Genomic DNA, 21222 nt, shown 5'->3' on the forward strand with positions numbered 1-21222 from the left:
GCGACAATGTCGACGTTCGCCCTTGCCAGCCACAGATCGAGTTCGACCCCACCGGGTTCGCCAAAGCGCGTCTCCAGTACCATGGCTGCCTCCAGCACGGTCGCGGCCGAGATCAGACGCACCGGATCGTCGGCGATCAGGCGTTCGAAGGTCGGCGCTTCGGGCTCGTTTTGGGCAATCGCGACGATCGCGGATGTGTCGATGACCATCAGCCAGCCAACCCGTTGTCGTCATAGCCAAGTATGTCGTCGGCGCTGCGCGTGTCGAGGACAGGCATGCTGCCCCAGCGCCGGCGGCTGGCGGCCAGATCTTCGAGCAGCGCGGCCTTGCGCGCGTCGGAGCCGAGCCGACGCAGCCGTTCCTCGAGCGCGCGGCGGGTGGCGACCGTGATCGTCTCACCCGTCCGTTCCGCGAGGCTGCGGGCGAGGCGTTCGGTCTCGGGATCCTTGATGCTTAGTGCCATCGGGAAGTTCCAGTCTACCTAAATGTCTATATTCTACCTACATAGCACGCCGGACGTCGAATTGCACGCCAGTCGGGGCGTTCTCTGTGACCGAGCGGAGCGTCGCGGGATGGGGTTTTCGGGCGTCTGCTCGACGACAATGCATGAATTAACACAACGAATGATAAGGCAAGATTATCGGTCATAAGGGTGCAAAGACAAGCTGTGCGTTTTGGAGCGGAAAGACTGGCAAAAACCGCACGACGCAGCTAGGCTGGCCGGCATGGATTCGGCTCGCCTCACGCCCGCCTCGACCGCCGCACCCATCGCCCATGTGCCCGACTGGGCGCTGGCACGCGGCCGCGCGGCCGGCGAGCTAGAGGCCGCCTTCGCCGCCGGCATCGCCCTGAAATCGCTCGACGATCTCGTCCGCATGGACCCGGTCTGGTCCGGCTGCTGGCGCGCCCGCCAGGCGCTGAAATGCGCCACGGCCGCCGTCCGGCTGCTCGGCCGGAGCGAGGACGAGGCGGGCTTGCGCGACGCCGTGGCTCTGACCGCGCCGGGCGACGATCCGGGCCCGGCGGGAAGGGTATTCTTGGCCTTCAAAGGGCTGTCGGCGCGAAAGCCCGGCTTTTCCGCGCAGGGCGTCGCCGAACTGGCTGATCGCCTCGGCCTGTCCTGCGACGAACGGCTGGCCGCCGCGGTCGACCATGCCGATGCCGCGCTGTCCGAGTTCGAGGCGATGGTGCTGATGGCCATTGCCCAGCCGGTCACCCGCGGCGAGCTCAGCAAGATCTTCGGCAAGGAGGTCAGCCGCGACACGATCGGCGCGCTGCGCGCCGCCGGCTTCCTCGCCTCGGGGCCAAGAAGCCCGACGCCCGGCGCGCCCTACAGCTACGTGACGACGAGGCAGTTCCTCTCGGCGTTCGGCCTGGAGACGCTGCGCGACCTGCCGGATTTCGGGGCGCTCGAGGATGCGGGGTTGCTGAGCGCCCGGACGTGACGAGCAAATATTAGAGGAGGACTGAGTTCTTGCCGTTATGTGCGGCGGTTGCCACAGAATCAACAGCCGCCCGCGCGATCATTCATAAAATGTAGGGGCGCATGACCTAGAAGAGGTAGGCGATGTCCGCCTTCAGCCGCTTACGACGAGGAGCACGCTACCGGGCGTATCAGCGTTCAATGCTGCGCTCGCAATTCTTAAAATAGGCCTAACGAAAAGTGAGATTTGAAATTGTTGTCAATGGCCTCAGCGAGTTTTGCAGATTGGCCAGCTCCGCGACCACCTCGGGTTCCGGGGCTAGGTTGATCAACGCATCTTGGCGGGGCTGATCTAAAGCCAGTCGATATTTCGCCATGGAGTTCTTCAAATTCTCGTAGCGCTCAACATCTCTGTTAAACGGGGGGGGGCGTTATGAAATTATGCGGTTGTCAGCGCTTTGTGCATAGCGTGCCGGCGTGAACCCGCCCGCCGCCAGCTACAAGCACCATCGTTTCCCACCGCAGATCATCGCCCGTGCGGTGTGGCTGTATTTCCGATTTTCGCTCAATCTTCGTCATGTCGAGGAGATGCTTCTGGAACGCCTATGGCCGGCAGGTCATGCCGGACGTCGAACACTGGTCGCACAAGGGCCTGAACACCGGGTGGAAAATTCGCACGTGCCGCTGCGAAAACGGGGGCAGATGATGCAGGCCTTCCGGTCGCCGGGAAGGCTGCAGCGTTTCGTCTCCATCTTCTCCGCCTTCCCCGAAACCTCTTCGTCCCGCACCGATAAATCGGACCGAAGGAGTCCGCCCCTTGCCGTTGTCCCAGGTACCGCCGCGCGCGATCTGGAACTCGCGTTCCGAGACATTATTGACCACGCAATAACCGGCTTCATGCGACAGCGCGTCAGCCTCTTCGATATATTTGCCACCCTTGCCTATGACCACGCCACGCTCGACTTCCCGATCGGTCTTGGCGGAGTCGCGCGGGATGAGGACCGTGGCGTTTGGTTCGCAAATTGCACTCGTCGCCTTCATGAAGACCACGGGCCCGCTCGGGATCGGCTGCCAACCGGGCCGACGGAGGGACCGTAACGCACTTCGCCTTCGACCGGAGGGAGCGACCGCAGCTTGTCGACACTTCGGGCGCGAGTACCGCACCTGCGATATCGTCGACGATGGCGGACGGGTCACGGATCTCGCCGTCCGCATCAAGTATGCCGGGCTTTTCATATCGTACCAGTTTCATGTCGTCGTATCCTTGCTGATCAATACGTGGGCGCTCGGAAAGGTTGAAGACCGCTCCGGGGTTGAAGGTGTTCTCCTCGCTTAGGGGCCAGGCGATCATCGCCGAAGCTTCCTTCAATTCGAGGAGGCGGCCACGCGGGATGCGCGACGGCATGTAGTGGATGTGGCTCTGGGCCATCTGGTCGAAAATGCGCGTGCGCGCGGCCGCCGGCGTGACACAGTTGACCGCGATGTTCCGTCCAATCCTCACCTGGGGGCGTCGGGGCGCGGTCGCGGTATCGCGCAGTCATCGTTGAGCCGAGCTAGGACCCTCGCAACGTCCGAGCCAATGGGGCGTAAACGTTTTAATAGAGGGTCTTGAGCACACTTGCCGTGATCGACGACGCGGATCGATATCCGCCTCGGTACGGGCCAGTGAAATGCTGGACTGCTTGGTGGTGACCGGGATGTCGCTTGGCACTTAATTGTAAGAATGCGCCGGTTAGGTTCAGGCTTGGCTTTTAATTGTGAGAATCCTTGCCGTCAGATTCTCAAATTAAGTGCATCTGCGATGAAGCTTTCCACCTTTGAGCTCGAGCTATCATGCTCTCGGCGGCGTCAGTGAAGCGGCCCCTATTGTCACCCATCATGTGACCACGCAGCATTCCGAGCATCTCCGGTCCAGCGCGCTCGACGATGGCGATTCCCGCCAGAAGAGCGGGCCGCATGTGAAGCGGCAGGATCGGCTTTGCAGGCGTGGGCAGGTTCTCCTGTTCTGCGGCGACGACACGGTCGAGATCAGGAATGATTGCGCCGAGCACCCGGAAGCGCCAAGGGGGGTGCTCGCGTGGTATAGGTCTTGGAACGCGTCGCATCAGGAGAAGCCGAGCAATGTCGGCTGGCGACATCCAGGTTCCGATACCACGTTCGGCTTCATCGTCGAGCAGCTTTTCGCCATGAAGAGCGGCACCCCAATATTGCCGGAAACGGGAAGGGATTTCCCGCCTACCGGCATCCCGGAGTTGGTTTCCGCACAAAGGGCACGTAATGCGCCACCCCAGAAGCTGGCTTCGCAGGATCGGCTCCGGCTCCGTATGTCCCGGGCTGCAGCTTGTACAGACCTGCGTCGGCCGACGGGAGATGAGCCGATGTGATGATTGCGCGACATTTGCGAAGGTCATTCGCCGCATCACGGCCGGCTCGGTGGCAAACATGGTGGCCAGGCGTATTTCCTGATCACTGCCCAGTAGGAGATCGGCCGCTCGCAATGAGGGGGCCTCCGGCAGGCAATGCCGAAGCATGACCAGCGGTGGAACCGAGTAAAAGGCGGCGTGCCGGCCGATCCAGGACGACAGGAGTTCATCAGAATGGGGCGGCAAGCGCACCGGCAATTGCCGTGGCGGCGTGTTCTCCATTATGCGAATGCCGCCCCGGCATCGAACTCTGGCTCCCAGCACTCGACCGCCTCGTCAGTAATGTGCTCGCGGCCGCTCTCGATGGCGTCGGCCGCGAGGCTGTTGATCATGTGGAAGATGTTGGCGGTGATACCCTCGGTGATCTGCAAAATCCGTCGCAGCGATTTCGGCGTAAGCACCGAGGGCCGACGCAGCGGCGTATTGCGCAGGATCGACGCTACCAAGGTTTCGAACTGTTCGTTCGCAGCCCACCGACTCAACGTGAACTGCTCGAACCGTCGGGCAAGCTGAACGTCGCCGCTGATGGCCTCCCGTGCCTCGTTGACGCCGAAGCAAACCAGCGAGATTTGCAGACGATTGCTGAGAAAGCGAAGCGTGTTCAGAACGATGCGCTGCTCGCGATAGGTTCCGGCGAGGATGTTGTGCACTTCGTCGATCACCAACACCTGCACACCGATCGCGCCCATGATTCGCAGTGCCGCCTGCTCCATCTGGGCTATGTCGGCACGCGGCCGCTGAGGCGCGCCGAGAAGGGTGAGGAGTTCGGCGTAGAACCGTCGTTCGCCCGGGCGGCTGGTCATTTCCATGGCCAGGACCGGTGTCTTCAACGTGCCCGTCAGCGGATTGAAGCTCGGCGGGTGCTCGTCGCGGAACCGCTTCATGATCATGGTCTTGCCCATGCCGCTGTCGCCGTAGATCGCGACTGACGGCATGCGTGTGCCACGTGGATGGTCGAGGAGCGCGCTTAGCCGGTCGAGTGCCTGCTTGGCGCGTGGGTAGAGCACCCAGCGGCGTGATCGTATCGCGCGAATGCGCCGCTCGTCCGTTTCGGCAAGCAGCGCCGCGGCGCCGGAGGTGAGGTGGGAGATTTCATTCTTCATATTCACTCCAGCTCAATCTGTATCCTCAACAAAGGGTACAGGTTTGCTGGAGTCGACACCGCGGAGCGAGCCCCATCCCCGGTCATCCACCTTCGATTTCGCGGAAGCCGTCTTGCGTTGTGCCGCTGCCGTCTTCTTCGTTGCCGTCTCGAGCAATTCTCGCTGCGCGATGGCGGTGCGGACGATGGCGCGGGTGTCGACTTCCCGGCGGCCTTTCGCCAGAAGGGTGCGTCGTGCGGTCAGCGCCTCGTGCAGGGTGATCGAAGGCAACGTCACGTCGGCATAGCGGGCGTCCACGAAGTTTCCGGACGGCCGTCGAACGAAGATGCGCGCCATGTCGCGTGGATCGTATTTGACAAGCAGGCGCCGGTCAGAACGCCCGAGGTCGGCGCTGAGCGCCGCCGACCAGTAACGCAGGCCGAACAGATGAATCCCGGTCGGCCGCAAGGTGCGCTCCTGCTCAGGCAGGAAGGTGAGCCAGAAGCGAAGCCGATCCGGTGGCAGCCGAAGCGGGATCTCGCCCTCGTGTTCCCGCCAGACCGCAATCGGCGGGCGGCCCAGGGCGCCGTGGATCGACTGATGATAGGAGCCGACAATGTCGAGTGCGATGTACCGCTCGAGTTCCCGCAGCGTCAGTGCCGCGTGCCGCTTCGAGTCGTATTCCCCCAGATCCTGTTCGTTGCTGAATGTTGTCCCGGGCAGCAGGTGCAGCTTACCCATCTGCGTGCCGATCAGACGCTCGATGTGCCCGCCGAAGCGAGGCTCACCCGGTGGCCGCCACTCGATCGCGATGCCGGCGTCCTGGCATCCTCTCTTGAACGCCCGGCTGCGGAAATCCGGGCCATTGTCGACATGCACCGTGTTCGGCAAGCCGGCAACGGGCCAGGGCTCTCGAATCTCGCGTTCTCGCAGCCAGGCCGACTTGTCGAAGACTGAATGCAACAGGCACAGGCTGGTCGACAGCCGGGACGGCGCGTCCATGGTAAGATGGAAGCCGGTGACCATCCGGCTGCACACATCCATCGCCAAGGTTAGCCAGGGTCGGCCAATCGGCTGCCGGGTCTCCTCATCGACGACGAAGACGTCGGCCTTGGTATGGTCGATCTGGACCACCTCCAGGGGCCGGCCAGCGTCGAACACTCCAGGAACGGCCGTCGTCGCCTTGACGATCTTCTGTTCGCCGCGTCGCTTGGCACGCTTCTGAAGGTCTATGTCCGCAAGGCGCGCCGCTATCGTTCGGCGATGCGGTGGTTTCAGCCCGACAGAAATGCAGTTCGTCTGCACGTCACGTACCAGCTGCGAAACCGTCGGCCGGGTTCGCTTCAGATAGTATGCGTTGATCGTCGCGCGGACAATTTCTTCCCGTCTCTCATCCAGAGTCCGATGACCCTCCGGGCGTCCGCGTTTGCGATCCACCAGCGACAGAACGGCCCCGCTGGCGCGGAACAGTTTGATCAGCCGGTATGCTGTCGCTTGGCTGACACCCATCACGACGGCGAGTTTGCCAACCTCTGCGGCTGTCGCATTGCCGGTTCGGCGCTTCAGGAATTCACGAATCGCATCAGCCCGTCGGCACGCTTCATCCCAAAGTGCGTCGTCAATCTCGTCGGGAAATGGATCGTTCATGGAGGCTCACGAAGCGAAAAACATCGAGAACCTGATTCTCACATTAGGTGACAAAATCCAAGTCAGATTATCAAATTAAATGGCCATTCTCAAATTAGGTGATCGGGCAACCTCCTGAAATCATTAAAGTCGGATTCGCACAATTAAATGGAAAGCGACAACGGCCATCAAGAGCGCCGCGCCAAGCAGGGCGTGCCGCCTATCCACCAGGTGAGAATGCAGCCCGACCGCCAGGACCAGTAGCGCGGAGCCCAACAGGGTGGCGGTTGAGATCAGGCCGACGGCGAAGGCATCGTAGCCAAGGCGGGAGAGATGGATCGGCAGCAGGATTGCGACATAGCCGTCCCCAAAGGCGCGCAGGGAGCGTGCGACCTGGACGCGCGTGACGTCGGGAGACCGTCGCATGCCGGGATAGCTTCCCACACCCGTCCCCGAGCTTGCTTCTATCCCGTCCGAATCCTTGCTGTCGCGAGCCCCGGTCACGGCCTCTATCTCTTTCCGCCTTTGCCTCTCAAGGTGTGGGCCGATACGCCCATAACCTCCCCCTTTTTGCCCGTCCGCGCTGCTAGGAACAGGCGGTCGATCTCAGGCACCCGGTTGTTCGGGCGGTCGACCCGGATGTTGTCCGGTCCTCGCCGCGCTCGATCTGGCCAGCCTGATCGAGGTTCTTTTAGGCACCGTTTCATGACGAGCCTTAGCCCTTGGCGGCCCTCACGTGATCGAGCGCCGCGCGCAGTCCCTTGGCGAGTTTCCCGGCATCGTCATGCGCCCAGAAGTGCATAAAAAACAGCCGCGGCTGGTCGGCGAGCATATGGTTGTGCAGGGCCGTCACCTCGATGCCGTTCTCCCTCAGGGAGCGTATCACGGGGTTCACCTCCTCGGCGGTGAGGACGAAGTCCCCCGTGGTCGCCGCCTTGCCGTCGCCGATGGGCTGGAAGTTGATGGCGATGGCCGATCCCATCGCCCCCGGAACCGGCATGCCGCCGTCCGCCACGGGATCGGCCCGTGGAATCGAAACCTGATAGACGCCCCCGCTGGCCTTGCCCTTGTGGCCAAGCTCCCGGTCGATCGCTGCCGTATCGAGGTCGAGCTTCTCGTCGGCCCCGCCGGCAGGAGCGGCGGTCGACGCGCCTCTGCTGAGCGGGGTTCCGCTCTTGCCCAGTGCCTCGCCAAGGGCCTGTGCCAATGTCACGGGGTCGCCATGGCCCTCCACATGCATGTACATGGTCGCAGGCTGCGACCGCAGCAGGTGGTTGTGCAGCCCGGTGATCTCGATGCCGTTCTCGGCGAGAGCCTTCATGACCGGGCTGACCTCGTCCTGGGTGAGCACGAGGTCGCCCATCACCATGGAGTCCCTGTCGCCCTGAGGCTCGAAGGCCAGCCAGGAGCCGAGCGCCAGCGCCGGCTTGATGGCGATGCCGTCAAGCGTCACCTTGAGGTCCGAGCGGGGCAGCCCGATCCGGTAGATCCCGTCTGGCAGCTCGGTGCCGGATTTCCCGAGCGCCTGCGCAACTGCTTTCCAATCCGGTGCCGCCAGGACGGGCTGAACAACTCCGAGGGAGGCCACAAACGCCAGGCCAGCCATGATGTTCGCACGCATGGTGTACTCCTGTACTCCCACCTCTCCAGGTGTCAATTCGGCCGAAGGCGCCGCGAAGACGGCGGCACGCCGGAAAGGGCCGACCAGGCATAGAGCGCGTTGCAGGGACAGCGCCCGCTCAGCTTTCTCGCAGGGCTTGGCTTCGCATCGTCGCCAGACAAATCCTACGCCTGCAACGGGATCGGTGTCGAGCGCAGCTCAGGTGAGGCCCCCTAACATCTTCTCAGGCCGACCTTGTCATCGTCACCGAATTGCGGCGACGGGACAAATTACCGGACAACGGTCACAGCACCCTGCTCAGCGGCTCGATCGGAGGTCGTGGAACGGCCGAGATGCGGTCGATTTCAGCCGGTCCTCTGTGTCATGATCGGGTGGGAAGCGGAATGACCGCTTTCGCGCGGGCATAGCAAGCACGCGGACGTTCGGCCAGCGAACATCACCGCGGTTTCGGCATTGATCGGCCGGCTTCGCAGCCGGGCCGGCTGACACGAGGAAAAACGCGATGGCCATCAAAATTGCCGCAAAAGATCAGGAGAAGGGCGCAGCCACCATCACGGCCAAGGCGCCCGACAAGCGCAGCAATGGATCGCGAGGCCGCATCTCCGAACGACTTGGCGAAATACCGGCGACGGTCAAAACCGACCTTTCAACTCCATTCCCACGGCGCCGAAGCGGAAGCGGAAGTCGAGAATTAGCGTTGTTTTGAAAGCCTCGCCTACAAGAAGCCGATCGGCTTTGAAGTTCAGATGATCGTACCAATTCCCGGTGAAAACTTCGACTGCCAGTCCTGCGGCGCCTGTTGCTCCTGCTCGTCGGAGTGGCCACGATTTTCCACCGAAGACGAGGCCCAACTCGACTGGATACCCGCCCAGTATGTCGCCGGCGACGAAAGCGGCATGCTGTGCCATGGCGCGGCTGCGCGGCGCTTGTCTGCGTGGTGGGCAAATCGACGTCATGCGCGGTCTATGAAATCCGCCCGGACGTTTGTCGCGCCTGCATGCCAGGCGACAATGACTGCCTGATGGCCGCATTTAGCCGTTGGCTGCCCCACGTGGCTTTTTATTCATAGCTTCTCTCACCACGTGCAAGTACCGACAGACGCCGGCCACGCTGCCCTCCGCATGACTCAGCCGCGACTTTCGCTGCGATCACCTTGATCGGACAATGGCCAATAAAAGCGAGGCTGCGCCGTCGGTAGCTACGGTGAGTTATCGCAGAAGGGACGTTCCTGCGCACTTGGCACAGCTCTTGGCGGCCATGCTGAGGCGTGATCTACCCTCATCTCGTAGCCGTGCCTGCTGAGGACGCTGAGCGCGAGGCCCTACTGGTGATAGGTCCGGGCCTGCCTATATCTCAATGCTTGCACGACCTCTCGGCAGGCGCTCTTGGAGCGACGGGCAGCCGAAAAGGGGGAGAGACGATGACATCGCGGCGAGCATTCATCCAGTCCATCCCAGCCATTGGAACTGCCTTCGCCTTGGCAGGTCGTCTCTGCCTCGACGAAAGCCCTGCGTGGGCTCAGGAGGTACCTGCGCCGCTCGACGGACATTTTCATCCAAAGGGCAAGGCGCCGTCGACATTCACGCTCGAAGTGCTGAGGCAGGCGCGAACCGGGCTGCCCTTCGATGACACCCGCGACTTCGACGAGCAGGCCCGGGGCCTTATCGCACCGATGGAGCAGATGACGATCGCGGCAGATGCCGGTCACGTCGCCTGGGACATGGAGCGCTTCCAATTCCTCGACCAGCAGGAGGAGTTCGACAGCATCCACCCCTCGCTGCACCGCATCTCCCGCCTGAACAACAACTACGGCCTCTACGAGGTGATCCCCGGCATCTACCAGGTGCGCGGCTTCGACCTTTCCGACATCACCTTCGTGCGCGGCAAGACCGGCTGGATCGTCTTCGACCCTCTCGTCAGCGCCGAGCCGGTGCGCGCGGCCTGGAAGCTGTTCCAGGAGCACAAGGGCGAGGGCCTGCCGGTCTCTGCCGTGATCTATTCCCACACCCATGGCGATCATTGGGGCGGCGTGCGCGGACTGCTCGACGAGGCGGATGTGCGCTCGGGCAGGATCGCTGTCATTGCGCCCTTCGACTTCATGGATTTCACGGTTTCCGAAAACGTCTATGCCGGCAACGCGATGAACCGGCGGCTCTTCTTCCAGTATGGCCTGCTGCTGCCGGCCGCCCCGCACGGCTATGTCGGGCAAGGGCTCGGCCAGGGGGTCTCCGCCGGCGCCACGGGCCTGATCGCGCCGACCCGCCTTGTCAGAGAGCCCATAGAGGAGTTCGACGTCGATGGCGTGCGCATGGTCTTCCAGAACACGCCGAACACCGAGGCGCCTCGGGAGATGAACACCTACATCCCCGACATGCAGGCGCTCTGGATGGCGGAGAACGTGACCGCCACCCTGCACAACATCTACACGTTGCGCGGCGCGCAGGTGCGCGATCCGCTTGCCTGGTCGAAATACATTGCCGAGGCGCTTTACCGCTTCGGGCTCGAGGCGCAGGTGCTGTTCGCCTCGCACCACTGGCCGCGCTGGGGCAACGAGCGCGTGCAGGAGGTGCTGCGCGGCCAGCGCGACCTCTATGCCCACATGAACAACCAGGTGCTGCACCTGGCCAATCAGGGCATTACGATCAATCAGGTGCACAATGTCTATGAGCTGCCGCGGGGGCTGGAGAACAAGTGGTTCTGCCGCGGCTATCACGGCTCGCCGCAGCACAATGCGCGCGGGGTCATCCAGCGCTATCTCGGCTTCTGGGATTGCAACCCGGCAACGCTGATCCCGCTGTCTCCGGCAGATTCCGCGCCGCTCTATGTCGAGATGATGGGCGGGCCTGAGAAGATTCTCGCACGCGGCCGCGAACTGCACGATGCTGGCCAATATCTGCTGGCCACGGAAATCCTGAACAAGCTCGTCCAGGCCGAACCCGACAATGCGGCAGCCAAGGAACTGCTCGCCGACGTCTTCGAGCAGATCGGCTACCAGCAGGAGAACCCGGGACTGCGCAACAGCTTCCTCGCCGCAGCCTACGAGCTGCGTTCCGGCATCCCGCAGGGCGAGGCGACGAATTCCAGCAGCCCCGATGTCATCCGCGCCATGTCGACGGAGCTATTCCTGAACTTCCTCGGCATCCGAATGGACAGTCGCAAGGCCGAGGGCCTGCGCTTCACCATCAATCTCGTGACGCCCGACACCGGCGAGAGCTTCATTGTCGAGATGGAGAACGCGACGCTGACCAACATCAAGGGATTTCGTGCGGCACACCCGGACCTCACGCTGACCATCAATCGGTCCGATCTGGAGCAGACGATGACGGGCGCCAGCACGCTGGACGAGCAGATCGCCGAGGGAACGGCGAAGGTCGAGGGCGACGCGAGCGTCCTCCAAAAACTTGCCGCCACGATGATCGATTTCGATCCCCGCTTCGAAATCATGCCGGGCACCAAGTCAGGCGCGGAATCCGTCGCCCATATTGATCCATACGAGGCCGTGCCGGAAAAGATCATCGCGGAATAAGCTTAGCTAGAAGGCCGCACCGATTGTGATTGCCGACTGGCTCCGCTCATCGCCGCTACTGCGAACGTGGAGCGGCTGCCGGAGCGCGCGGAGGCCGCTTAGCCGCCGCGTACAGCCGCGATCGGTGCAGGGTGCCAGGGTAGGGCGGCGCGGTGCTGATCGCGCCCCACGCCGCCCCTGCCGCCAAATAGCATTCTTCAAGCTTGAGCGCTCCTCCAGTGCTGGATAGGCTCCCCTAAAAGGGTTTGCCGGCCCCGAACACCGAGCAGTTGGTCATTTTGATCTCGTGCCTTTCGCCCGTCTCTTTCTCGGTGAACGTCATAGACAGGCTCTTTCTGTCGCCTGAAACCCTGATTGATACGGTCCTGTTCATATCAAGTAAACCGCCACGATCCTCATCCACCATGAAGTATCTGGCCGTGTATTCACCCAAGTTAAAGCTGATGTCGATAAGCCTGTAGATATGCAGTGGGGTCTTGAAGAAATCGTCGTCAAACTCAAAGACGTTCTCCTCATCGCCCGCGCGGATACAATCCTCATTCCTACTGGTTTCTGCCCATGCACCTTCGAAAGGGTATGGTTTCGAAGCAGGGCGGGCGCTGGTGTTGCTCGCAAGCAGCAGAAGCACCAAAAGAAATCGGTTGAACAACTCCACCTCCTTGCGGCACACTCCCTAGTACGCAGAATCACTGATCCGCGAAACAGTGGCAGAGGCACGCGTCAGGACTCGCGCTCTAACGATAGTGGGAACTAGCCCCAAAAAGATTGATGATAATAAATAGCTTGTAGAGCAATGCAGGTCACCATAAAGTTACCCCACATCAATTGGCTCTAAACTGACCTGACAGGCCAGCTCAACGCTTACAAGCTTTCCTACTGACGGCCGCAGCGGTCTGCTTCCTCAGGTAAGCACTGCCCAACCCATGCGAATCTTGCGCGAGCTTGCCGGGCTATGTCAGCTCGTCTGCACCCAATGCTGGCGACGGTCCGCTGAGCAGACTTTCCGCTTTCAGGAATTCCCGAAGGTGGATGAACGGCCGAAATCGGGCGCAAAGCGGTCACCATAAGGCTCGCCTGATGTAAGTCGCGCTTTGGACAAGCCGCCCTTTCGACGAAGGTCGGAAATGCGCAAGCGGATTTTGCAGGCGCTGGACAGCGACGACCCCGCTTGTCGTAACGAAGTGGCGGCAAGAATCTTGTCGCTCTACGCGATCGGCGGCCGAGGCCTGGACGAGATCCTGAAGCTGACAATCCGATTGCACCGCGACGGGTATGCACCGGGTGGCCGGCGCTCCGACAAGCCGCCAGTCCCGCGGATCAGGACTGAGCGGCAGCGTCGAAATCTGAAGGCAAATGTAAGCCCGCGTTGAACAGCTCGTCGGCGGTCCAACGCGGGTTGGCAGGAGATCGCACTTCTCTCGCCCTAAGTTGACAGCGGCATGATGATGCCAAAACTGCAACAGGGCAGCCAGTCAGGAAAAACCCGGCAGGGACCTAGGTGTCAAGAAACACGTGGCAATCATGAGTGCTAGTTCTATAGCGATAAGCGTTTAGGGGGAGCCTTGTTGCCGACGGGCAAGAGTCTAGACAATGACCGGTGAAAGCCTTGCCGACATTCTGCTTTGCGCCTATGTTTTCGTGTCGATCTTGTTGACGGACATTGTTTCTGTGCGCTGGCCCCAGACGATCTTCCTTCTTAATTTCGACCACTGATGTTTGGCATACATCTGTATTCCGATTTGGAGGGAAATCTGATGGCAACCGGAACAGTAAAGTTCTTCAACTCGACCAAAGGCTTTGGCTTCATCACGCCGGATCAGGGCGGCCCGGATGTTTTCGTCCACATTTCTGCGGTCGAACGGTCTGGCATGCGCTCACTGGCTGAGGGTCAGAAGGTGAGCTTCGATATCGTGGCGGATCGTCGTAGCGGCAAGAGTGCGGCCGACAACCTTCAGGTGGCATGAGAGACAGCGCTTCCGGTCTTTGACCACGGATGTACTGGCACTGGTCGGTGAAGCGCCTAGGAGAGGGTCGGGAGTTTTCCCGACCTTTTTCGTTTGACGATTACGAATGGAGATGACGACCCTATCCGGCCAGTTGGCACCGCCCAAACAGCGGCTCTCCCTTTTTTGTCCTGCGCACTAAAGCCCGCGCCGGACCGCTGAGGGACGGTCCAACGCGGGTCCCATGGAGGCCAAAGTAATGATTGCTCTCTCGCACAATCATCCCAGCGGCACTGCGATCATGCCCAGAACGGAAAGGGACCGCCAGTCAGGCAAACCCCTCGAAGCGATCGAGGGCTCGGCGTGATGGGCAGGGTGGATGGCACGCCGAGCGAGGCCGCCTGCCCGAGGCAGCAACTAGACGCTGACAGGTTAGCGGCTGCTACTTCTTCGCTTCCGCCAGCTTGTTGGCCTTCTCTCTGTCGCCACCGGCCTGCCTGATGATCTCAAGCGCGACATCCCTCGACAGGCCATGCTTTCGAGCGAAGTAATTCACCTCGTAAGGCTCGCTCACAGATACCCTGCGGCGATCCTGGGCGCTTCTCTTCATCCTGTCATCGACCATTCTGTTCCTCCAGTCGGAAATACCCCACTGGCACAACATGGCGCATATCCCGAAAATTGGTAGGCAGTGAGGCGCTGCGGGCCGGACGGGATAAGGCGCTCGTCTGCCATTTCGTTGGCCAGGAAGAGAAACCGGGAAAAAGACTGTCCTGTTCACCGTACCGTCAGGCCCGGTTGACACGGCCCGCAGCTTCTACGCCAACGCGGCCGGCGCAGATTAGTTCAGCAGCGTTGGGAAACGGTCATCCCGTCTGGTTCATATCCAGGAGATCGCCGGTTCAAGTCCGGCCGCTGCAACCATCGCGAGGCAATGCGACTTGGCCGCTGTCGTTACATGCGGGTGAAAGGGCAATACGCGTGCGAAAAAACTTAGAGCGCGATACGACTCCAAGAAAGTCATACCTTTTAGCCCACGAGTTCGGCGACTTCCTCCGGGACCACCCCAAGACCGAAACGCCTCGTCATGTGCGTCGCGAGGTTGAGCATGACGTTGCGGCGATGATTTCGTTCCCGGAAATGCCGGGCCAACAGGTTGTAGAGATATTCGATGCTGCGCCGCGCTTGCTCCTCGCTGAACTTGTCAAGCACCGCATCCAGATCGGGCGGGAGCCATTCCACATGGGCCGGGGTGACGTAGAAACCGATCTGGATGCGGGCGAGTGGCCGCAGCGCATACAGTTCGGTGCAGACACGGTCCAGGCCAGCACGGTCATCTGCGGCGAGCAAGGCGGTGCACTTCAGCGCCAGCAGATAGGTGTGGAACTCGCTTCCCCGTTCCGACAGTTCAATCGCCTTGTCGTAGAGTTCCAGCGCCTGGTCTATCGCCCCCTGAAACATCCGGATTTGGCCCAACGTGGCAAAAGCAGCGGCGAACGCCGTGCTCTTTTCGAAAGCCTCGTAGGCAAGCCTTTCCGCCAGGTCCATGTGCCCGCGGCCTATGAACATGAGCAGTTTGGCGACCGCAAGCACCAGAAGCGGATGATTCTGGACCTTGGGCAATGTGTCAAAGGCCAGGTCTTCTATCTCGTCCTCGGTCCTTCTCCATGCCTCGACTGAAAGCTTGTCGCGCATCGGCTGCATCAGCAGCTTGGCGTAGAGGGTCAGTCCCCACATGATCGCGAGCATCGGGTCATCGGGACGTTCTGATCGTGCTTCTATGAGCTGAGCTTCGTTCTCCCGCCAGCTCTCCGGCGATCTTCCGAGGATCATGGCAGCATCGTGGATGCGCAGATGCAGCGGCGTATCGGATGGGGCGACATCCAGGCCTACCGGAAGCGCGCGATGAGACCAGATGACCTTTCTTATCTGTGCCGCGGCACTGGTCGCTGCCTGCAAAAACTCGGATTCTGTTATCTGCGCACGGATCGCTCCGAGGATGTTGCGCGTGGGGGCGTGCCGGAGCACGAAAGCGGCATGGAGGACCGCGCCCTCGGCGTGAAAGCTTGCTTCGAGAAAATAGTCCACCTTTCCCGCAGCCGCATTGCAGTCCCATCGGAGCTTCAAGGCGACCGCCTTGAAGCTGCCGAGTGACTTGCGCAGTTCGGCGGACAGGGCGTCAAGCACTCTGGCGTCAAGTCCAGAGGGGGGATGCATCCCATATACTGGTCCTATGATCAGGAACGCATGCTCATGCCCATCCGTCGGCGGTTCAGCAATCCAAACGTAGCCTTCGCCATATTGGGTCGCGATGAAGCGTGGCGTGCGGGCATTGTCACCCAGCCGTGCGCGCAGCCGATTGACGACGAAATCGACATTGCGGTCTCCCGTCTGCGTGCCGTCCCTGCTGAGGGCCTCGGCCAGTCTTGCACGCGTCAGCAACTGCCCGGGAGAGGCGACGAAATTGACCAGCAGGGCCCGTTCGTTGCGGGTGAAGCGGAGTTCTGTGCCGTCACTGCGTCGGGCCGACAGCATGTCGGCGTGAAACTCGATGCACGAAAGCGTTTGACCTGCAAATCTGCCATCCACCTCAAGAAAAACCATCACGATAGCAAGCTATCCAGATCAGATGTTGACGCAACAATTGCATACTACCGATCACATAACTTCTTTGGTGGAGGTGCAATGATGTTCGGTGCAAATAAAGCGAACTGCTTCGTGATGCTTTAGACTTGTTCCTGTTCAGTCCCAGATTCCGTGATGCGCGCCTGCGCTGGGCAGTCCCAGTGCCTCGAGAGCAGAAGGAAGCTCGGGAGGGGCTCGGTGGCTACGGTTTGACCATCATAAGCAGGGCAGCGCCGGCAGAATGCGGGCTGATGCGACGTTCCGCCCGCTCGGGGTACTGCCGCCCGCCCTGATGAGGGAAGACAGCAGACTGTGCGGTCGAGCAACTGCGAGCATGTCCTGCCCAGTCTGCCTCAATGCCAGCCGTTACGGGTCCTGGCCCTCGCAAGATCAAATATTGGCGCAACAGTTGCCCCCTACTAGTCGCCGACATTGGGCAAAGGAGGCTCTCATGGCGCGATCCCGGTGGGGACAAATATCCGAACTGCTTCGCGACCTGATGATGTTCAGGTCACCATCCGGTGTCCGCCACGATGCGGGCCGCCGCCGGACCGAGTGTCCTCCGCGCTGATCCGGGTCGCAGCCATGGCGCGCGGAGAAACAGGTTCTTGGCCGGGAATTCACTTGGGCGTGTTGGCGTTCGCCGCGGCCTTGCTTGGCACGGCCTCGCTTCAGTGTTCGGCCAGTGCAGCGGATAGCGATGCGGTCGACGTTGCGATCGTGTTCGCTGTTGATCAGTCTTCTTCCATCGACACGGACTCGGCAGAGCTCCAGTTGCAGGGGCACGTGGAGGCCCTGAAATCTGCCGAAGTCGCCGCTGCCATCCGCAGCGGGCCGATTGGCTGCATTGCCATAAGCTATGTCGAGTGGTCCAGCGTCGGACGGTGCCGTGGACCCGCCTCTGCAGCGCAGAGGACGCGCAAGGCGCGGCTGATCAGATTCGTCAACACGGAAGCGACGGGCGGGAGCGCCGTGGGCGTGGGCGCACGTCGCTTTCATTCGCGATTGATGCCAGTGGCCTGCTGCTGGAACGTTATCCGGGCCATGCTGCGCGCAAAGTAATCGATGTGTCGGCCAACGGCACCAACAACGACGGGATGCCAGTGATCGAAAGCCGGGATCGGGCCTCGGAAGCAGGGTACATCATTAACGGCATCGCGATCTCGCTGGAAGAACCCGGGATCACTGGCGACCTCCCTGGCTATCTCTACGAACAGGTCATCACCGGTCCGGGTTCATTCGTCGTCGCGGCGGGCACGGCAAGCGAGTATCCGAAGACCCTTCGGCAGAAACTGATCCTTGAGATCAGTGCCCGCGAGGTGGCCCGGAGTTCGGTTTCGGGCTGACCGAAGGAGTTGTTGGCACTGAGATCTGCCAAGGGATTTGAACCTAGCTCTTCGAGTGTTACACGCCGTGGTTGTCACGGCAGTGCCAACACGACATTGACGCCAGTATTTGGAAGTAGGAATTCCTGCGGACGGCGCAAAACTTGTCAGATCTTGCTCGTCAGCAGCCGGAGGCTGACCGCAATCGACAGGAGGGAAATCGCCGTAGCCAGGCTGAACAGCGGGCCGTAGCCCAACCTGTCGGCGATCACACCGGCGCTCGCCCAGCCGACGAGATAGACAAGGACCTGGGCGCAAGACAAAATCGAATAGTCCGTCCCCGGCTGTGCCTTGGACGAGACGATCATGAAGAGCGTGAACATCGCCACGATTTCCATGGCGCGCACCAGCGTCTCGAAGCCGGCGGCGGCGAAAAGCCCGGCATTTCCCGAAACCAATCCCAGCGCATGCAGGGCGAACCAGAGATAGCAGCCCGTGCGCAAAAGGCCGAGCAGGCCGAGGGTCGCCATCGCGCCGAGGCGCGCCATCAGCAAGGCCGCGACCGCCGAGCCGGCAATTCCCGCCGCCGCAGCCGCAGCGCCGGTCAGATAGCCGATCGTGTCCAGGCTCACGCCATTGTCGACCAGATAAGGCGATGCCATCGCGCTCATCAGCCCTTCGCTCGATCGATAGCTCAGCGCCACGCCAAGCATCTTCACCGCCTCCGGCCGCCGGAAGAAGGCGCGCAGGCTCGCCCGCGCCTAGTCTGGGGCGCTTCCTCCGCACCGTCGTCGCCCATCATCGCCGCTGCGAGAAGCGGCAGGAGTGACAGGGCGGCGACGAGCGTCACGGCCACCTGCCAGCCCCAGTGCTGATAGGCGATCAGCCCGCCCGAGCCGCCGACGATAACCCCCACGGCGACGCCGGCACCCTGTATGGCATTTCCGACCGGCCTGTCCGACGGCGCGAGCATCCGGGTGGCATAGCCGTCGACGGCGATATCGTTCGTCGCGAGCAGAAAGGCGATCGCCATCCCGATCGCCATGAATGGCGCGACCGATGAAGGCTGAACAAAGGAAAGCGCGATCAGCAGGGCAACGATGGCAACCTGCGTCAGGCCGACCCATCCGGCGCGATGCGCCCGCGCAAACGGTCTGATGCGGTCGACATAGGGCGCCCACAAAAAGCGAAGCAGCATCGGGACCAGGAGCAACGCGACAAAGCCGATGGCGCTGCGCGACACGCCCTGTTCGCGCATGATGGGGATTGCCGCGGCGCCGACGAGAAAGGCGGGAATGGCCTGCCCGACATAGAGCATGGCAAGGATGGAGAAGAGCCGCAGACGTTCCGCCCGAAGAGTCGGGTGAACGGCTGCGCGTCGCATTGGCGGGCTGAATGCCGGTCCTTCTTCTCTGATGTCTCCCTCACTGGTCACGGCGTCACCGATGTCGCGATGGCGGATACGGGCACGGCCAACGGCTTCGGGCTTGGCGCCGCGGCAGTGCATCCGCACCGAAGCGGCGGATGATCTGGCTGGTCGGCCCTCTTAGCAGATTGGCGCGATGCGCCTCCTGCCTGAAATGCCGTGCCGAGATATTGTGGATATAGCTAAGCCGGGCACCTGCCGTCTCAATGCCGCTGCCGGACATCTGGGCGGCGCGCTCTGGATCGAGCATCGCTGGCAGGGCTGGCGCAAACAGCAGGCCGACCTTCATCCGCACCGCCGGATCCGCCGCATATAGCGAGGCCAAAGTTTTGGCGAGCAAAGCACGCTCGTCGGCCGCAGCGTACGCGCAGCATTTGAGGACAAGCAGGAAGACGTGAAATTCCGCTCCCTTCTCGGCAAGCTCGATTCCCCGATCGTAGAGGCTGACCGCCTCGTCGATCTCACCCTCGCCCATAGGTCCCCTCCAATTGTGCCCGGCGGCAATATTCTTCACTGCAACGCCTATAGCAACTCTTATCGTAGACAAAAAGAAAACAGCCAATATTGCTGGTTGTGGCTGACCGGCTCGTGAAAAGCACAGCGATAAAACAAGCAAGGCGGCGGTTACCTATGATGATTAAAGCAAGATCGCGCAATGAATTGCAGATACCTGCCGCGGTTCAAATACCAGCCAAACAATTGGCTGACAGAATCTTTCCATCAGCTCCCAATCGGCAATTCGAGACACTCAAATCCGCCGATCCGGGGCATGCCATGTCCGGCCACGCCTGATCCGCCGTGTGTACGGCCGTAGGTCCGGCGTCCGACGGCGAGATGATTCACGCTGACGCTGCACAGCAATTCAACATCTGCGGCTCCCGGGGGAGGTGGCCATGTTCGGCAAGATTTTCGAGATCATCCGTGAGACCATAACAATACTGACCTTCCAGCGGCCATCCGGCGGCAAAAGGAAGCGATAACCCCTGTCTCAATTAGGGGTGAACGCCTTATTTGCTGGTAGACTTGATGGGCCTCATCCACTAGCCCGCCGTCGCAGAGCGCGCGCGCTCGCAACATTGCAAATGCAGCCTTCGACAGATTGTTCGACGACGCGGTTGCGCTCTCGCCCGCTTCCTCAAACAGCGCCAACAACACCCGAAGGTCGGCGGAAGCGCATTCTAGCCTTTGACCTTCAGCGGCGCAGACCCGACGCAGTGGGCTTCTGATCGATCGGTGTACCGACCTGAACGTTTGCTCTTGAAGATCTGCAGCCTAAAGCTGCCAGTCCGCTTCCGGCCCCGGCTCTGCCGTCCGTGGGGAACCAAACGAATGGCAAGTTTCGGGCGGCGACGAAAGCCCCCGAACGGCGACAATGCGGTCGGAAGCTGTCGCTGAGATCAGCCCTCCTTCAACGGCAGCTTTTCGATTTTTGATGTTTGAAAGCGGTCCGTCCGGAGGCGGCCCCTTGTCAGACATGCTGACGGCTTCAGTGAAGATCTGAGGCGATCTCGTAAATTTTGGGCACCAATCGCCCGTGGATGATCTGGACCCTTGCCAAGGTGATGGGCAGCCTGAACCTGCGCGGGCCTGCACTGCCCGGGTTGAGATAAACAACGTCATCGCGGCTCTCGATACTGGCACGATGAGAATGACCAGAAATCACGAGATTAATGCCCATCCTGGCTGGAGCAAACGTCATATCCTTTCGGTCGTGGATCACGAATATCTTCTGCCCGAACAGCGTCACTTGAAGGGTATCTGGAAACACAGACGCCCACGGCTCGACATCGACATTGCCGCGAATTGCCGAGACTGGCGCAACACGTTCCAATCGCTCGACGATGGTGGGGTTTCCAATGTCGCCCGCATGGACGATGTGGTCGACGCCTTGGAGACGCGCTACAGCGGCCTCACGCAGAAGGCCGTGAGTATCTGAGATCACACCGAGAATGTTCATAGAGCCCAGAACTATCAGTCCTCGCTGGCACTGGCGAGAATGCTGACTGCGGAGTCGTCGGTCTGCCTTGGTCATCCATAACGAGGACGACGTCAAGAGTACGCCAATTAATATCAGCCCCTCGGCTCAGACCCTCGGCCGCTCGCTTCCTTCTAGATATGGAATGGCGCTACGGCGACAATTGACAGCAGCTTGCTGCCTGGACGTCCAATATCCGAAAGTGCGATCGGGTTGCGATCCAACAG

General features: G+C 61.3%; 20 protein-coding genes, 1 tRNA gene and 5 pseudogenes. 11 read left to right on the forward strand and 15 right to left on the reverse strand.

Features of this window, described 5'->3' with window-relative positions; all coding sequences use genetic code 11:
• Both AC3A4H_RS23125 and AC3A4H_RS23130 read right to left on the reverse strand, forming a co-directional pair.
• The coding region (locus AC3A4H_RS23125; protein WP_487768808.1) for a PIN domain-containing protein at positions 1–209 on the reverse strand (209 nt) is incomplete at its 3' end.
• Entirely contained in the window at positions 209–463 is a 255-nt protein-coding gene (locus tag AC3A4H_RS23130) for a type II toxin-antitoxin system VapB family antitoxin (RefSeq protein ID WP_487768809.1), read from the reverse strand. The genes AC3A4H_RS23125 and AC3A4H_RS23130, both read right to left, overlap by 1 nt.
• A 262-nt stretch (positions 464–725) precedes the next feature.
• On the opposite strand from AC3A4H_RS23130, the gene AC3A4H_RS23135 reads away from it, so the two are divergent.
• From AC3A4H_RS23135 to AC3A4H_RS23145, 3 genes and pseudogenes are all read left to right on the forward strand, one after another.
• Positions 726–1445, forward strand: a complete 720-nt coding sequence (locus tag AC3A4H_RS23135; RefSeq protein ID WP_487768810.1) for an SMC-Scp complex subunit ScpB — start codon at positions 726–728, stop codon at positions 1443–1445.
• Positions 1446–1900: 455 nt separating this feature from the next.
• Positions 1901–2026, forward strand: a pseudogene (locus tag AC3A4H_RS23140) (IS6 family transposase); the annotation flags it as partial.
• 4 nt (positions 2027–2030) lie between these two features.
• Positions 2031–2208 (forward strand): annotated as a pseudogene (locus AC3A4H_RS23145) (DDE-type integrase/transposase/recombinase); the annotation flags it as partial.
• Between the two features lie 8 nt (positions 2209–2216).
• Here the strand turns inward: AC3A4H_RS23145 and AC3A4H_RS23150 are convergent.
• The 6 genes and pseudogenes from AC3A4H_RS23150 to AC3A4H_RS23175 all read right to left on the reverse strand — a co-directional run.
• Positions 2217–2675: pseudogene (locus AC3A4H_RS23150) on the reverse strand (fumarylacetoacetate hydrolase family protein); the annotation flags it as partial.
• 529 nt (positions 2676–3204) lie between these two features.
• Positions 3205–4068 carry a TniQ family protein gene (locus AC3A4H_RS23155; protein ID WP_487768811.1) on the reverse strand — a complete coding sequence of 288 codons (864 nt, stop codon included), beginning with the start codon at positions 4066–4068 and terminating at the stop codon, positions 3205–3207.
• The gene (locus AC3A4H_RS23160; RefSeq protein ID WP_487768812.1) at positions 4068–4949 is read right to left on the reverse strand and encodes a TniB family NTP-binding protein; all 882 of its coding nucleotides are present in this window, start codon (positions 4947–4949) and stop codon (positions 4068–4070) included. Before AC3A4H_RS23160 ends, AC3A4H_RS23155 begins: the two co-directional genes overlap by 1 nt.
• A gap of 12 nt (positions 4950–4961) precedes the next feature.
• Positions 4962–6575, reverse strand: coding sequence for a transposase (locus AC3A4H_RS23165; RefSeq protein ID WP_487768813.1), 1614 nt, complete (start codon positions 6573–6575; stop codon positions 4962–4964).
• Positions 6576–6698: 123 nt separating this feature from the next.
• Positions 6699–6980, reverse strand: a complete 282-nt coding sequence (locus AC3A4H_RS23170) for a hypothetical protein (RefSeq protein WP_487768814.1) — start codon at positions 6978–6980, stop codon at positions 6699–6701.
• A gap of 289 nt (positions 6981–7269) precedes the next feature.
• Positions 7270–8175, reverse strand: coding sequence for a DUF1259 domain-containing protein (locus AC3A4H_RS23175; RefSeq protein ID WP_487768815.1), 906 nt, complete (start codon positions 8173–8175; stop codon positions 7270–7272).
• A gap of 502 nt (positions 8176–8677) precedes the next feature.
• Here AC3A4H_RS23175 and AC3A4H_RS23180 point away from each other — a divergent pair.
• The 3 genes and pseudogenes from AC3A4H_RS23180 to AC3A4H_RS23190 all read left to right on the forward strand — a co-directional run bounded on the left by AC3A4H_RS23180 (position 8678) and on the right by AC3A4H_RS23190 (position 11701).
• Positions 8678–8881, forward strand: a complete 204-nt coding sequence (locus AC3A4H_RS23180) for a hypothetical protein (protein WP_487768816.1) — start codon at positions 8678–8680, stop codon at positions 8879–8881.
• A 40-nt stretch (positions 8882–8921) separates the two neighbouring features.
• Positions 8922–9244, forward strand: a pseudogene (locus tag AC3A4H_RS23185) (YkgJ family cysteine cluster protein).
• Positions 9245–9595: 351 nt separating this feature from the next.
• Positions 9596–11701, forward strand: coding sequence for an alkyl/aryl-sulfatase (locus AC3A4H_RS23190; RefSeq protein ID WP_487768817.1), 2106 nt, complete (start codon positions 9596–9598; stop codon positions 11699–11701).
• A 235-nt stretch (positions 11702–11936) separates the two neighbouring features.
• Here AC3A4H_RS23190 and AC3A4H_RS23195 read toward each other — a convergent pair whose 3' ends face one another.
• Positions 11937–12350 carry a hypothetical protein gene (locus AC3A4H_RS23195; RefSeq protein ID WP_487768818.1) on the reverse strand — a complete coding sequence of 138 codons (414 nt, stop codon included), beginning with the start codon at positions 12348–12350 and terminating at the stop codon, positions 11937–11939.
• A gap of 475 nt (positions 12351–12825) precedes the next feature.
• Between AC3A4H_RS23195 and AC3A4H_RS23200 the strand changes: the two genes are divergently transcribed.
• The 3 genes from AC3A4H_RS23200 (at position 12826) to AC3A4H_RS23210 (ending at position 13665) form a co-directional block, all read left to right on the forward strand.
• On the forward strand, positions 12826–13071 hold the full coding sequence (locus AC3A4H_RS23200) for a hypothetical protein (protein ID WP_487768819.1): 246 nt from the start codon (positions 12826–12828) through the stop codon (positions 13069–13071).
• A 220-nt stretch (positions 13072–13291) separates the two neighbouring features.
• Entirely contained in the window at positions 13292–13414 is a 123-nt protein-coding gene (locus tag AC3A4H_RS23205; RefSeq protein WP_487768820.1) for a hypothetical protein, read from the forward strand.
• A 41-nt stretch (positions 13415–13455) separates the two neighbouring features.
• Positions 13456–13665: a cold-shock protein gene (locus AC3A4H_RS23210; RefSeq protein ID WP_487768821.1), complete on the forward strand. Its 210-nt coding sequence runs from the start codon at positions 13456–13458 to the stop codon at positions 13663–13665.
• Positions 13666–14086: 421 nt separating this feature from the next.
• On the opposite strand, the gene AC3A4H_RS23215 is transcribed toward AC3A4H_RS23210, so the two are convergent.
• Positions 14087–14269, reverse strand: coding sequence for a DUF3606 domain-containing protein (locus tag AC3A4H_RS23215; protein WP_487768822.1), 183 nt, complete (start codon positions 14267–14269; stop codon positions 14087–14089).
• Between the two features lie 223 nt (positions 14270–14492).
• Between AC3A4H_RS23215 and AC3A4H_RS23220 the strand changes: the two genes are divergently transcribed.
• Positions 14493–14568, forward strand: a tRNA-Met gene (locus tag AC3A4H_RS23220).
• A gap of 105 nt (positions 14569–14673) precedes the next feature.
• Here the strand turns inward: AC3A4H_RS23220 and AC3A4H_RS23225 are convergent.
• Complete coding sequence (locus AC3A4H_RS23225) at positions 14674–16248, reverse strand: winged helix-turn-helix domain-containing protein (RefSeq protein WP_487768832.1); 1575 nt, start codon at positions 16246–16248, stop codon at positions 14674–14676.
• Positions 16249–16854: 606 nt separating this feature from the next.
• Here AC3A4H_RS23225 and AC3A4H_RS23230 point away from each other — a divergent pair.
• Positions 16855–17615: pseudogene (locus AC3A4H_RS23230) on the forward strand (DUF1194 domain-containing protein).
• 146 nt (positions 17616–17761) lie between these two features.
• Here the strand turns inward: AC3A4H_RS23230 and AC3A4H_RS23235 are convergent.
• The 4 genes from AC3A4H_RS23235 to AC3A4H_RS23250 all read right to left on the reverse strand — a co-directional run bounded on the left by AC3A4H_RS23235 (position 17762) and on the right by AC3A4H_RS23250 (position 20977).
• The gene (locus AC3A4H_RS23235) at positions 17762–18313 is read right to left on the reverse strand and encodes an MFS transporter (RefSeq protein ID WP_487768823.1); all 552 of its coding nucleotides are present in this window, start codon (positions 18311–18313) and stop codon (positions 17762–17764) included.
• A complete protein-coding gene (locus tag AC3A4H_RS23240; protein WP_487768824.1) occupies positions 18310–18978 on the reverse strand; it encodes an MFS transporter in 669 nt (222 codons plus the stop codon). Before AC3A4H_RS23240 ends, AC3A4H_RS23235 begins: the two co-directional genes overlap by 4 nt.
• A 55-nt stretch (positions 18979–19033) precedes the next feature.
• Entirely contained in the window at positions 19034–19495 is a 462-nt protein-coding gene (locus tag AC3A4H_RS23245; RefSeq protein WP_487768825.1) for a hypothetical protein, read from the reverse strand.
• Between the two features lie 1011 nt (positions 19496–20506).
• Entirely contained in the window at positions 20507–20977 is a 471-nt protein-coding gene (locus AC3A4H_RS23250; protein ID WP_487768826.1) for a metallophosphoesterase family protein, read from the reverse strand.
• Positions 20978–21222 lie beyond the last annotated feature (245 nt).

Source organism: Pseudaminobacter sp. Soil_N_29 (assembly GCF_057656055.1).